General features: G+C 71.1%; 11 protein-coding genes. 8 read left to right on the forward strand and 3 right to left on the reverse strand.

The window, feature by feature from the left end; all coding sequences use genetic code 11:
* Positions 1–144: 144 nt before the first annotated feature.
* Positions 145–1,503 (forward strand): peptidase C39 family protein, encoded by a 1,359-nt coding sequence (locus OG568_RS40055; RefSeq protein ID WP_329535044.1) that lies wholly within the window; start codon positions 145–147, stop codon positions 1,501–1,503.
* A 54-nt stretch (positions 1,504–1,557) separates the two neighbouring features.
* On the opposite strand, the gene OG568_RS40060 is transcribed toward OG568_RS40055, so the two are convergent.
* The gene (locus tag OG568_RS40060) at positions 1,558–3,057 is read right to left on the reverse strand and encodes a M1 family metallopeptidase (RefSeq protein ID WP_329535045.1); all 1,500 of its coding nucleotides are present in this window, start codon (positions 3,055–3,057) and stop codon (positions 1,558–1,560) included.
* Between the two features lie 236 nt (positions 3,058–3,293).
* Here OG568_RS40060 and OG568_RS40065 point away from each other — a divergent pair, with 236 nt between their 5' ends.
* Positions 3,294–3,440 carry an SCO1431 family membrane protein gene (locus OG568_RS40065; RefSeq protein ID WP_266580999.1) on the forward strand — a complete coding sequence of 49 codons (147 nt, stop codon included), beginning with the start codon at positions 3,294–3,296 and terminating at the stop codon, positions 3,438–3,440.
* A gap of 148 nt (positions 3,441–3,588) precedes the next feature.
* A complete protein-coding gene (locus OG568_RS40070; protein WP_266416521.1) occupies positions 3,589–4,248 on the forward strand; it encodes a TetR/AcrR family transcriptional regulator in 660 nt (219 codons plus the stop codon).
* A 52-nt stretch (positions 4,249–4,300) separates the two neighbouring features.
* Here OG568_RS40070 and OG568_RS40075 read toward each other — a convergent pair whose 3' ends face one another.
* The gene (locus tag OG568_RS40075) at positions 4,301–5,527 is read right to left on the reverse strand and encodes a glycoside hydrolase family 18 protein (protein ID WP_266416523.1); all 1,227 of its coding nucleotides are present in this window, start codon (positions 5,525–5,527) and stop codon (positions 4,301–4,303) included.
* A 350-nt stretch (positions 5,528–5,877) separates the two neighbouring features.
* On the opposite strand from OG568_RS40075, the gene OG568_RS40080 reads away from it, so the two are divergent.
* The 3 genes from OG568_RS40080 to OG568_RS40090 all read left to right on the forward strand — a co-directional run bounded on the left by OG568_RS40080 (position 5,878) and on the right by OG568_RS40090 (position 9,779).
* Positions 5,878–7,104, forward strand: coding sequence for an acyl-CoA dehydrogenase family protein (locus OG568_RS40080; RefSeq protein WP_329370492.1), 1,227 nt, complete (start codon positions 5,878–5,880; stop codon positions 7,102–7,104).
* 422 nt (positions 7,105–7,526) lie between these two features.
* The gene (locus OG568_RS40085; protein ID WP_329535046.1) at positions 7,527–8,654 is read left to right on the forward strand and encodes a hypothetical protein; all 1,128 of its coding nucleotides are present in this window, start codon (positions 7,527–7,529) and stop codon (positions 8,652–8,654) included.
* 12 nt (positions 8,655–8,666) lie between these two features.
* Positions 8,667–9,779, forward strand: a complete 1,113-nt coding sequence (locus OG568_RS40090; protein WP_329535047.1) for a phosphotransferase family protein — start codon at positions 8,667–8,669, stop codon at positions 9,777–9,779.
* 13 nt (positions 9,780–9,792) lie between these two features.
* Here the strand turns inward: OG568_RS40090 and OG568_RS40095 are convergent, their stop codons facing one another.
* Entirely contained in the window at positions 9,793–10,230 is a 438-nt protein-coding gene (locus OG568_RS40095) for a hypothetical protein (protein ID WP_266416533.1), read from the reverse strand.
* A gap of 267 nt (positions 10,231–10,497) precedes the next feature.
* Between OG568_RS40095 and OG568_RS40100 the strand changes: the two genes are divergently transcribed.
* Both OG568_RS40100 and OG568_RS40105 read left to right on the forward strand, forming a co-directional pair.
* Positions 10,498–10,938, forward strand: coding sequence for an Lrp/AsnC family transcriptional regulator (locus tag OG568_RS40100; RefSeq protein ID WP_067366187.1), 441 nt, complete (start codon positions 10,498–10,500; stop codon positions 10,936–10,938).
* A 47-nt stretch (positions 10,939–10,985) separates the two neighbouring features.
* The gene (locus OG568_RS40105) at positions 10,986–12,602 is read left to right on the forward strand and encodes an amidohydrolase (RefSeq protein ID WP_329535048.1); all 1,617 of its coding nucleotides are present in this window, start codon (positions 10,986–10,988) and stop codon (positions 12,600–12,602) included.
* Positions 12,603–12,920: the final 318 nt, after the last annotated feature.

The following is a 12,920-nucleotide window of genomic DNA, read 5'->3' on the forward strand; positions in this document are numbered from 1 at the left end:
CCGAAACCGAGGCGCCGCAGGTCATGCCAGTGGTCCCGACCAATATTGATGGGCGCGGCACAGGCCGAGGTGCTGGCAGGAGCCGCCGTCCACCGTCCATAGTGGGGAACCGCCGCTTCCGGACCAACTGGGGGTCTCCCACCCATGACCAGAGCTTCAGAACCGTCCCGCAGAGCCCTCCTGGCCGTGGCGTTCGCCGCGGCGGCGACCGGTACCGCGGGCACCGCGGCCGCGGCCACCCCGGCCAGGGCGGCGCACGGGCACGCGGGTTCGGCCCCCGTGGACTACCGGGCCTGGGGCTCGGACGCCGACTGGCGGACCGGCACCGGGAAGGGCACGCAGGTCCTCGCGGCCGCGCGTCCCGGCCTGGTGATCGCGACCCCGGCGGGCACCGCGCACTACACGGACCCGCACACCGGAAAGACCGCGACCTGGGAGTACGCGACCTGGACCTCCCCGGTCCACCGGCTCGCCGTCCCCGCCACCGAGGCCATCGCCTCCTGGAACGCGCACACCCCGGCGGGCACCTGGCTCCAGGTCGAGCTCACGGGCACGTACTCCGACGGCACCGCCACCCCCTGGTACGTGATGGGCCGCTGGGCGGCCGGCGACCAGGACATCAAGCGGACCTCCGTGGACGGCCAGAAGGACGGCAAGAGCAGTATCTGGACGGACACCTTCTCGATCGACGACGCGGCCTCGGGCCTGCGCCTCGCCTCGTACCGGCTCCGTCTGACCCTGTACCGCACCCCGGGCTCCGGGCTGACGCCCACCGTGTGGCGGCTCGGCGCGATGGGCTCCGACATCCCCGACCGCTTCACCGTCCCGGCCTCCACCCCCCGGCTCGCGAAGGAGCTGACGGTCCCGCGCTACTCCCAGGAGATCCACGCGGGCCAGTACCCCGAGTACGACAACGGCGGCGAGGCCTGGTGCAGCCCCACCTCCTCGCAGATGATCATCGAGTACTGGGGGCGCAAACCCACCGCGCAGCAACTCGGCTGGGTCAACCCGGCCTTCACCGACCCGCAGGTCTGCCACGCGGCCCGCTTCACCTACGACCACCAGTACGGCGGCTGCGGCAACTGGCCCTTCAACGCGGCGTACGCGGCGACGTACAAGGACCTCCAGGGTGTGGTGACCCGGCTCGGTTCGCTCACCGACCTGGAGACGCTGATCGCCGCCGACATCCCGGCCATGACGTCCCAGTCGTTCCTGAAGTCCGAGCTGACGGGGGCGGGTTACGGGACATCGGGCCACCTCATGACCGTCATCGGATTCACCGCGGCCGGCGATGTGATCGCCAATGACCCCGCCTCGCCGGGCGACAGCGCCGTGCGCCGGGTCTACAAGCGGCGCGAGTGGGAGAACATCTGGCTCCGTACCAAGAGGTACAACGCCTCCGGGAGCGTCGTCTCCGGTACGGGCGGGGTCTGCTATCTGTACTTCCCGGCGAGTCCTTCGGCGCGGCAGCGCGAGGCGCTCGAGGCGGTCGGGGTCCGCTGAGTGAGGGGGGCGACCCCCGTGGTGCCGCCCCCCTGGTCCCTGGGTCCCGGTCCCTCAGCCCTGCACCGGGTCGACCACCCAGTCCGGGTGATGGGGCATCGGCGGGGTCTTGGCGCCGTAGAGCCACGGGTGCAGGAACCCTTCGAGGTCCTGGCCCGCGACCTTGGACGCCAGGTCGACGTAGTCCTGCGTACTGGCGATCTTTCCGCGGTACTCGGTGACCCACGCCCGCTCGATCTTCCCGAACGTCTCCTGGCCGACCTTCTCGCGCAGCGCGTACAGGACGAGCGTCGAGCCGTCGTACCGCATCCGCTTGAAGAGGTTCGGTTCGGTCGGCTCGGCCGGGGCGCCGTAGTCGTGGCGCCACTGGTCGTGGGCGGCGTACGCCGTCTTCATCGCGGCCTCGAAGCTGTCGCCGCCGTGCTCCTGCGAGTACAGCCGCTCGTAGAAGCGGGCGTGGCCCTCGCTCAGCCACAGGTCGGACCAGGTCTTGATGCCGACGCTGTCGCCGGTCCACTGGTGGGTGAGTTCGTGCACCAGGTTGCGCTCGGCGCTGACCCGGTCGCCGAGCAGATCGGCCTTCGGGATCAAGGAGAGCGTCTGTGTCTCCAGGGCCACGCCCAGGTCGGTGTCGCCGACCAGGAGGCCGTAGCGGTTGAAGGGATAGGGGCCGAGCCGCTCCTCCAGCCACGCGATGTGGTCGGCGGTGAGCTTGCGGTACTGCTCGGTGGAGGCGACCAGGCCGTCCGGGACCACATCGCGGATCGGCAGCCCGTGCGGTCCGATGCTGTCGACGAAGGTGAACCTGCCGATCGCCAGCTGGGCCAGCTGGGTCGCGAGCGGCTGTTCGGAGTCGTACGTCCACCGCACACGCCCGTCGGTCCGCACGGCGCGGCCTGTGAGCTCGCCGCCCGCGACGGCCGTGAGGCCCGGCGGGGTGGTGATGCGGAAGGTGATCGGGGCGCGCTGACTCGGGTGGTCGTTCGACGGGAAGATCATCTTGGCGCCGTCGGGCTGCGGATACAGCACCGTGCCGTCCGGCGTGGGGATCCAGCCGTAGTCCTCGATGGCGTCGTCGCGGTGCCGTGTCCGGGTCGGGTCGGCGGTGTAGGTGACCTTGACCGTGAAGGACTTGCCCTTGGCGAGCGGTTTCGCCGGGGTGATCACCAGCTCGTCGCCCTCACGCGCGACCTCGGCGGTCGTCCCGTCCACGGTCACCGTGTGCAGGGTGTTGCCCGCGAAGTCCAGGTCGAAGCGGGACAGCGCCTGGGTGGCGGTCGCCTTGACCGTCGTGGCCGCCTCGAAGGGTGTCCTGGGTGCCTGCCAGTCGAAGTCGAGGAGGTAGCGGTTCACTCTGTAGCCGCCGTTGCCGTCGAGCGGGAAGATCGGGTCGCCGAGGCCCGGCGCCCCCGGGGAGGGCGCGGCGGACGGGGACGTGGGGGCGGACGGGGAACCGGCGGCTTGCGAGACCGGCCCCGACAAGGCGGCTGCCAACGTGATCGCCGCCGCCGGAGCTAGGCGGGCTCTGCGGCGAGGCGTCCGGAACGTGCTCATCGAGGACCTTTCGGTTGGCTGACCACTGTCCTGTGAGGAGACCCACACCCCCGGTGCGTCGTTGCCGAAGAGCGAGGTATTCGAAGGTGGTCGAAGTGTCCGGCGTGTCCGCCGAGGCGTTCGGGGTGACCAAGGTCTCTACCGCCGAAACCCGTTCCGGTGGCAAGGTGGTGGGGTCGGTGGGGAGCCGGCGTGAGGCGGGGGATGTCACCGCACCACTACGTCAGTGAGAAACCATGACCGCGAGCTCCGCCACCGCAACCCGTCTCCGCGCCCGCACCGGCGGTCCGAAGGAAGACGGTCCCAAGATCCTCGAACACGTCGCAGGCTGGACCTTCGTCGTGGTCCTCGCGATGCTCGTCACCCAGCTCGGCCTGCTGTGAACTGAACCGGCGGGCGTGCGGGTGATCCGATTTCGGAGTGGACAGTTCTCCCCAAGACCGCGCCCAGTCGATCAGAGTCGAACGAGTGCGTGGTACCGGTCTGCCATACTGCCAACGTCCCGCTGGCAGTCGGAGACTAGGGCCGGAATTGAATCATAGTCAACAGCGCGCCGTCGACCGCCCCCGGGCGCGCGGCACCGATCGCTCACTGGCGCGCCGCGCCGAACTCATCGCCATCGGGCGGAAGTTGTTCGCCGACACGTCCTACGACGCGCTGTCGATGGATGACATCGCCCGCCAGGCGCATGTCGCCAAAGGGCTGATCTACTACTACTTCAAGTCCAAGCGCGGCTATTACCTCGCCATCGTCGAGGACTCGGTCGCGGACCTGATCTCCCGGGCGGCGAGCGGCCTCGAACTGCCCCCGGCCGAGCGGGTGCACCGTGCCATCGACGGCTATCTGCGCTACGCCGAGCACAACCAGGCCGCGTACCGCACGATCATCACCGGCGGGGTCGGCTTCGACACCGAGGTGCAGGCCATCCGCGAGGGTGTGCGCGAGGTCATCGTCGAGACCATCGCCGAAGGGGCGTACGGCAGGCGCAAGATCGCTCCGCTGCCCCGGATGGCGCTGCTCGGCTGGCTCTACAGCGTCGAGGGCGCGACCCTCGACTGGATCGGCCACCCGGCCCTGCCGCGCGACACGGTGCGCGAGCTGCTGGTGAAGATGCTGGGCGGCGCGATGCGCGCGGTCGAGGAGCTCGACCCCTCCTACCGGGCTCCGCAGCCGGCCCGCCGCGAGAGCTGAGCCAGGGGCGGGGACGATCGGGCCCCCGCCCCTGGCTCACGTACGACACCGGCTAGTTGATCGCCTTGATCAGCTCCCCGTTCGAGGTGTCACCGCTGAGCTCCCAGAAGAAGGTGCCGCCCAGGCCCTGCTGGCTCTTGTACGTCATCTTCCCCGCGATGGTCGACGGGGTGTCGTAACTCCACCAGTTGGTGCCGCACTTGGCGTACGCCGTCCCGGCGACCGTGCCCGTCGCCGGGCACTTCGTCTTCAGCACCTTGTAGTCGTCGATGCCCTGCTCGTACGTTCCCGCCGCCGGCCCGGTGGCGGTGCCGCCGGGCGCCGCCTGGGTGACGCCGGTCCAGCCGCGCCCGTAGAAGCCGATGCCCAGGAGCAGCTTCGAGGCCGGGATACCCAGGCCCTTGAGCTTCGCGATGGTGGCGGAGGTGTAGTAGCCGGCCTTCGGAATGCCGGTGTACGAGTTCAGCGGAGAGTGCGGGGCCGTGGGGCCGGCCGCGTCCCAGGCGCCGAAGAAGTCGTACGTCATCGGGTTGTACCAGTCGACGTACTGCGCCGCGCCCGCGTAGTCCGCCGCGTCGATCTTGCCGCCCGCGGTGGCGTCGGCCGTGATCGCCGCGGTGACCAGGTTGCCGGAGCCGAACTTCGCCCGCAGCGCCGCCATCACGTTCTTGAAGGCCGCGCTGCCGCTGGTGTCGCAGGTGTTGCCACAGGCGTTCGGGTACTCCCAGTCGATGTCGATGCCGTCGAAGACGTCCGCCCACTTGGAGTTCTCGACGAGGTCGTAGCAGGACTGCGCGAACGCGGCCGGGTTCTTGGCGGCCTCGCCGAAACCGCTCGACCAGGTCCAACCGCCGAAGGACCAGAGGACCTTGAGGTTCGGGTGCTTCTTCTTCAGCTTGCGCAGCTGGTTGAAGTTGCCGCGCAGGGGCTGGTCCCAGGTGTCGGCGACACCGTCCACCGACTGGTCGGCGGTGTACGCCTTGTCGGTCGCCGCGTAGGCGTCGCCCATGGCGCACTTGCCGCCGGTGACATTGCCGAAGGCGTAGTTGATGTGGGTGAGCTTGGCGGCCGAGCCGGACGTCTCGACGTTCTTGACGTGGTAGTTCCGGTCGTAGACGCCCCATTCCGTGAAGTAGCCGACGACCTTGGAACCGGCGGCCTCCTGGGCCGACGGGGTCGCGGCGGCCGTGCCCGCGCCGGCGAGCAGCGTGGCGCCGAGGGCGGCGCAACAGGCGGCGGACAGGAGTGCTCGGAAGCGGGAGCGGTGCGGTCGGAGCATCGGTTCTCCTCGTGGGGGAGGGGAGTGTGGGGGAGGCGTGCTGGGACCTGCGTGTGCTGTTTGGCATGAACGCGGAGAGGCGTTGACGGAACAGTAGGAGGACTAGACCAGTGCGTCAATGGTTCGGACCAATTGGGCGAGATGATCGGGGCGGTTCCCCTTTCTTTCGGTAAGCGGTCGTCGACTGGTGACTCGGTGCCTTCGAACGGGCATACTCACAGCGCCACAGCCGCTGACCAGGTCGTTCTCCACCCAGGAACGGCGGCATCGGCTGGGCCGTGAGACCGGCGACGCAGCCCCACCCCTGGCGTGCGTGCGCCGACGCGCCCGACAGGGAGGAGAGCGTCGCCATGCCCGACCGCGCCCCGCAGCAGGTGGACCGTCAACTGCCCACGGACGAGGCCCGGGATCTGATCTCGCTCGTCCGCGACATCGCGCAGCGCGAGATCGCCCCGAAGGCGGCCGAGGAGGAGGACGCCGGGCGCTTCCCGCGCGAGATCTTCGGACTGCTCTCCGCATCCGGACTGCTCGCACTGCCGTACGACTCCGAGTACGGCGGCGGCGACCAGCCGTACGAGGTCTATCTCCAGGTCCTCGAAGAGCTCGCCATGGCCCGCCTCACCGTCGGCCTCGGTGTCAGCGTGCACTCCCTCTCCTGCCACGCCCTGGCGAACTACGGCACCAAGGAACAGCGGGCCGAGCACCTGCCCGCGATGCTCGGCGGCGGTCTCCTGGGCGCCTACTGCCTCTCCGAGCCGTCCTCCGGTTCGGACGCCGCCTCCCTGCGGACGAGGGCGGTCCGGGAAGGCGGCGGTGCCGCCCGCTCGGGCGAAGCCGGAAGTGGGGCGGGAACCGGAAGCGGGGGAGAGTGGGCGATCACGGGCACCAAGGCCTGGATCACGCACGGCGGCATCGCCGACTTCTACACCGTGCTGGCCCGCAGCGGCGGCGAGGGCCCGCGTGGCATCACCGCGTTCCTGGTGCCCGGCGACGCCGAGGGACTGAGCGCCGCCCCGCCCGAGAAGAAGATGGGCATGAAGGGCTCGCCCACCGCGCAGGTCCACTTCGACGGCGTGCGCGTGCCCGACGGCCGGCGCATCGGCGACGAAGGGCAGGGCTTCGCGATCGCCCTCGCCGCGCTCGACTCCGGGCGGCTCGGCATCGCGGCCTGCGCCATAGGCGTCGCCCAGGCGGCCCTCGACGAGGCGGTCGCGTACGCGACAGGGCGCGAGCAGTTCGGCCGGCCGATCTCCGACTACCAGGGCCTGCGTTTCATGCTCGCGGACATGGCGACGCAGATAGAGGCGGGCCGGGCGCTCTATCTGGCCGCGGCACGGCTGCGCGACGCGGGGCGGCCCTTCGCCAAGCAGGCCGCCATGGCGAAGCTCCTGTGCACGGACACGGCGATGAAGGTCACCACGGACGCCGTCCAGGTGCTCGGCGGATACGGCTACACCGCGGACTTCCCGGTCGAGCGCTATATGCGCGAGGCCAAGGTGCTCCAGATCGTCGAGGGCACCAATCAGATCCAGCGGATCGTCATCGCCCGTCACCTCGCGGGGCCGGAGTCACACTGAACTGCCCGTAGCCGTACAGGACCGGTGGCGCGGTCAGCCGGATCCACTCCGGGTCGTGGCGCCCCGGCAGTGTGCGGCCGCGCTCGGCCCAGGTGCGGATCAGCGCACGGTAGATGGGGGGATCCTGGGCCGGCGGCGCGGCGCTGGCGGGCCGAACGGATTCCGCCGGAGCGGGGACGAAGATCCGACGGCGTCGCTCGGTCGCCGCAAAGGTGGGGGTCATACCGGGGAAACGCGCAGGCGAGCGGGCAGGTCACCCGCTCGCGAAATCGTGCGTGGGTTCGCTGCGGGCCCCTACGGGGGGTCGGTCCGGGGTGCCGCCGTCTGGCCCCGGGCCGCTATCTGACGTACCGTCAACTGGCGCCCCGGGGGCCGCACCCCTCCGGGGGACGTCAACCGCCGTACCCCCAGGGAGGCCTGCCGTGCCCGACGACCGCCCCGTTGCCCTCGACGAGTACCCCGTGCACCAGGTGCCCCTTTCCATGAAGCACCTCGCGACCGGGGACCGGAACGCGTACGACCGCTGCATCTTCCACGTCTTCGACCACCAGGGCCGGGCGCTGCTGATCCTGGGGCTCGGTGTCTATCCGAACGTCGGGGTCATCGACGCCTACGCCACCCTGCGACTCGGCGACCGCCTGCACGCCGTGCGCGCCTCGGACGCGCTCGGGGACGACCGGATGCGACTGGCCGTCGGTCCGCTGCGCATCCTCGTCGAGCGCCCCCTGAAGACCTTCGTGCTGAGCTGCGCGGCCGATCCCGCCGACCCCGAGGGGCTGTCGTACGAGATCACGTGGACGGCGGACTTCCCGGCCCTGTGGGAGCCGCACCACCTCCAGCGGCGCGGTGGCCGGCTCACCCTGGAGGGCAAACGCTTCGTGCAGGCGGGGCACTGCGAGGGCTGGATCCGGATCGGCGGCGAGGAGATACGCCTGGATCGCGGCCGCTGGACCGGCACCCGCGACCGCAGCTGGGGCGTGCGCCCGATCCCGGGGGAGGAGGGTGGCCGGTTCGCGCAGGAGAACCCGACGGAGGGCTTCCACTGGCTGTGGTGCCCGGTCCGGTTCGAGGACCGGTTCCTGATGGTCGTCGTCCAGGAGGACGCCGACGGCTACCGCACGCTGAACGACGCGACGCTCGTGCGCAACGGGGAGCGCGACCTCCAACTCGGCTGGCCCCAGACCGACATCACCTACCGCTCCGGCACCCGCCACCCCACGTCCGCCGTCATCCACCTCACCCGTCCGGGGGACCGCAAGCCCATGGAGCTGGAGCTGGAGGTGCTCACCTCCTCCCCGCTCGCCGTCGGCGCCGGCTATCCGCCCGCCGAGGACTGGCAGCACGGCACCTGGGCCGGGCGCGGCTGGACCGACCGCCGCGCCCACGACCTCTCCGACCCGGCCGCGCACCCCCGCGCCGCATACGGGGTGACCGACCACGCGGCCCGCTGCACGCTGGACGGACAGGTCGGCCACGGGATCTTCGAACACGGCTCGTTCGGCCGCCACGACCCGAGCGGCTTCACCGGCTTCGACTCGGTCGCGCCGTGAAGGGGGAGTGAGATGGCCATGGCACCCCGCCCGCGCACGACCACCCGCGACCCGGAGGAACTGGGCCGTCGGCTGACCGTCTGGCTCGCCGCCCGCCTCCCGGGCGCCAAGGCGGCCGACGTGACCGTCCCCGAGTCCAACGGCATGTCCAGCGAGACACTACTCTTCGACATCGAGCACCCCGAACCACCGCTGTCCGCCTGCGCGTTGAGGCTGGCGGCGGACCCGGCGGCGTACACCGTCTTCCCCGTCTACGACATGCCCCGCCAGTACCGCACGATGAGACTGGTCGCCGAGCGCACCGATCTCCCCGTGCCGCGGGTGCTGTGGCTCGAGGAGGATCCCGGCCCGCTCGGCGCGCCGTTCTTCGTCATGGAGCGTGTCGAGGGGCGGGTGCCGCCGGACGTCATGCCCTACACGTACGAGGGGAACTGGCTGCACGCGGCGAGCGACCGGGAACGCGAGCGGCTGGAAGCGGCCTCGGTGGGTCTGCTCGCCCGGCTGCACGACCAAGTCCCGCTCAAGGAAGCCGACTTCCTGGCCCTCCCGGGTGAAGGCAGTCCCCTCCACCGTCATGTCGAGGCCCAACGCGCGTACTACGAATGGGTGATTGACGGACTGCCACGCTCACCTCTGATCGAGAGCGCGTTCGACCGGCTCGACGAGCTGTGGCCCCACGACGAGGGCGAAGCGGTCCTCAACTGGGGCGACGCACGCATCGGGAACGTCGTCTACGACGGGTTCGAACCCGCAGCCGTCCTCGACTGGGAGATGGCGGCCCTCGCCCCGCGCGAGGTCGACCTCGGCTGGACCGTCTACCTGCACCGCTTCTTCCAGGACCTGACGGTGAGCTTCGGCCAGCGCGGACTGCCCGACTTCCTGCGCCGCGACCGCGTCGAACGACGCTACGCCGAACTCACCGGTCACACACCCCAGGACATGGACTTCCACACGCTGTACGCAGCGCTGCGGCACGCGATCGTCATGCTGCGCGTCGCCTACCGCCAGGTGCACTTCGGCGAGGTCGGTGTACCACCGGACCCGGACACACTGATCCTGCACCACGACAGCCTGCGAGCCATGGTGCAGGGCAGCTACTGGGAGGGACCGGGCGCCGGTCGCTGAACGCGAGGGCCGCTCAGGCGGCCTGACGGCGCATCTCGGGGACCCGCATCGGGCGCGAGCCCGGGCCGCCTACGTGCGAGAAGGGCTGTGTCCGCCAGTCCAGCCCCTGAGGGAGCGTCAACAGAAGGGCGGTGTCCTGCTCCTGAGGCTCCGCCGACTCGTCGGCGGGCCGGGCGTCGCCCGCGGCACGGCCCGTGCCGGCGCAGACCGTGAGCCCGAACGGGTTCCACGGCGAGGCGCACAGCGCGTGCTCGGGCAGGCTCTCCTCGTCCGCGAGGAGCGCGATGGGCTGGGCACAGTCCGGGCAGATCACCCGGTACATCTCGAAGGTGTCGTAGGCGTCGAGTTCCTCACCGTCGAGGGCGTCGGGTTCGACGCCCTCCGGCTCGGGATCGACGACCAGCTTGGGCCGCTTGGATGCGGTACGACCAGGACGCTTAAGACTCTGCATGGGATTCTCCCCCTCGGGTGGGCCGACAAGGCGCTGCGGCCTCGACCACAGCAAGCATTTCCCGTCCCGTCTCTGCGGTAATCACGAGAACATCACGGACCCGGTTGTGGCACTGTGTCGTTCGTCACATGCCGCCCGCAGGTGCCCGGCGCGGTGGATTTGTCCACCAGGCGGTTCACAGTCAGAACTCTGCCACATCACAAACCGGGTATGACCTGCGCCGCTGAGGTATCCGACGAGATCAAGGGCCCTGTAGGTTCTTGCGCCATGGAGGAGCTGGACCGACAGATCGTGCAGCTGCTCGTCGCAGACGGGCGGATGAGCTACACCGACCTGGGCAAGGCCACGGGCCTGTCCACGTCCGCCGTGCACCAGCGGGTGCGTCGGCTCGAACAGCGCGGTGTCATCCGTGGCTATGCCGCGGTCGTGGACCCCGAGGCCGTCGGGCTGCCCATGACCGCCTTCATCTCGGTGAAGCCGTTCGACCCGAGCGCCCCCGACGACATCGCGGAACGCCTCGCCGGCGTGCCCGAGATCGAGGCCTGCCACAGCGTCGCGGGCGACGAGAACTACATCCTGAAGGTGCGGGTCTCCACCCCGCACGAACTGGAGGAACTCCTCGCCCGCCTGCGGACCCTGGCAGGCGTGTCGACCCGCACGACCGTGGTGCTGTCGACGCCGTACGAGGCGCGCCCACCCCGCATCTGACCGACCCGGGGACCGACCGGACACCGGCAGGCGCGAGACTGTTCCCCATGAGTGAGAGCACCGCCACGTCGGACACCGTGCTGTTGCGCGGTGGAGAAGTCCACAGTCCCGCCGACCCCTTCGCCACCGCGATGGTCGTCGAACGCGGACAGATCGCCTGGGTCGGCTCGGAAGGCGCGGCCGACGCCTTCGCCGACGGGGTCGCCGAGGTCGTGGACCTGGAAGGCGCACTGGTCACCCCGGCCTTCACCGACGCCCACGTCCACACCACCTCCACCGGGCTCGCGCTCACCGGTCTCGACCTGTCCGACGCGCCCTCCCTGGACGCCGCCCTCGCCCTCGTCCGCGAGTTCGCCGCCGCCCGCCCCGCCGACCGGGTGCTGCTCGGCCACGGCTGGGACGCGGCCCGCTGGCCCGGCGGCCGCCCCCCGACGCGCGCCGAACTCGACGAGGCGGCCGGCCGCCGCCCGCTCTACCTCTCGCGCATCGACGTGCATTCCGCCGTGGTCACCACCGCGCTCCTCGACCTGGTACCCGGGGTCACCGCACGGGCCGGTTACGCGGCCGAGGGCCCCCTGACCCGGGACGCCCACCACGCCGTGCGCGCCGCCGCGCTCGGCGCCCTCACCCCGGCCCAGCGCACCGAGGCCCAGCGCGCCGCGCTCGCCCACGCCGCCTCGCTCGGCATCGGGTCCGTGCACGAGTGCGCGGGCCCGGACATCTCCTCCGAGGACGACTTCACCGGACTGCTGCGGCTCGCCGCCGAGGAAGCGGGCCCCCGGGTCGTCGGCTACTGGGCCGAAGAGGATGTCGACAAGGCCAGGGCGCTCGGCGCGATCGGCGCCGCGGGCGACCTCTTCGTCGACGGCTCCCTGGGCTCGTACACCGCCTGCCTGCACCAGCCGTACGCCGACGCCGACCACACCGGCACCGCCTACCTGGACGCCGCCGCCGTGGGCGCGCATGTGGTCGCCTGCACCGAGGCGGGCCTCCAGGCGGGCTTCCACGCCATCGGGGACGCCGCCGTGACCGCCGTGGTCGAGGGAGTCCGCGCAGCCGCCGAAAAGGTCGGCCTGGCCCGTGTGCGCGCCGCCCGGCACCGCGTCGAGCACGCCGAGATGCTCACCCCGGAGACCATCGCCGGCTTCGCCGAGCTGGGCCTCACCGCTTCCGTGCAGCCGGCCTTCGACGCGCTGTGGGGCGGCGAGGACGGCATGTACGCCCAGCGCCTGGGTGCCGAGCGGGCCCGCGCCCTCAACCCGTTCGCGGCCCTGCTGCGCACCGGCGTGCCGCTCGCCTTCGGTTCCGACAGTCCCGTCACCCCCCTCGACCCGTGGGGCACCGTGCGCGCCGCGGCGTTCCACCGCACGCCGGAGCACCGGGTCTCCGTGCGCGCCGCGTTCACGGCGCATACGCGCGGCGGGTGGCGGGCGATCGGACGGGACGACGCGGGAGTCCTGGTGCCGGGCGCACCCGCCGACTACGCCGTGTGGCGCACCGAGGAACTGGTCGTACAGGCACCCGACGACCGGGTCGCCCGCTGGTCGACCGACCCTCGTTCGGGTACTCCTGGACTGCCCGATCTGAGCCCCGGCGGAGACCTGCCCGTGTGCCTGCGCACGGTCGTCGCAGGACGGACGGTCTTCGTACGGCCGGGCGAGTGATCTGCGGGGGTGGCGTCGTGGTGTTCATCCGCCGCCGCCGCGTCGCGCGACCTGCGCATCCTCCGCGCTGACCAGGCAATTGAGGGAAAACCAGCAGGTCAGACGAGTGTTGACAGCTGGCCTCGGGGGGCCGGTAGGTTCGGCCGGGTCCACCACCGGACGTCCGACCGGAGAACTTCCACGCAGTCGCCAGAGCGCCGCTGGGTCAGGGGTGGTGTGCCGCACCGGCGCACCACCACTGGGAGCCAGGCTCAGCGCCAGTGCGACGGCGAGGGAACGTTCATGCCTGTCGGAAGGGTGTGACCCGGGTGGGGCCCG

Source organism: Streptomyces sp. NBC_01450, assembly GCF_036227505.1.
Taxonomy (GTDB): Bacteria; Actinomycetota; Actinomycetes; order Streptomycetales; family Streptomycetaceae; genus Streptomyces.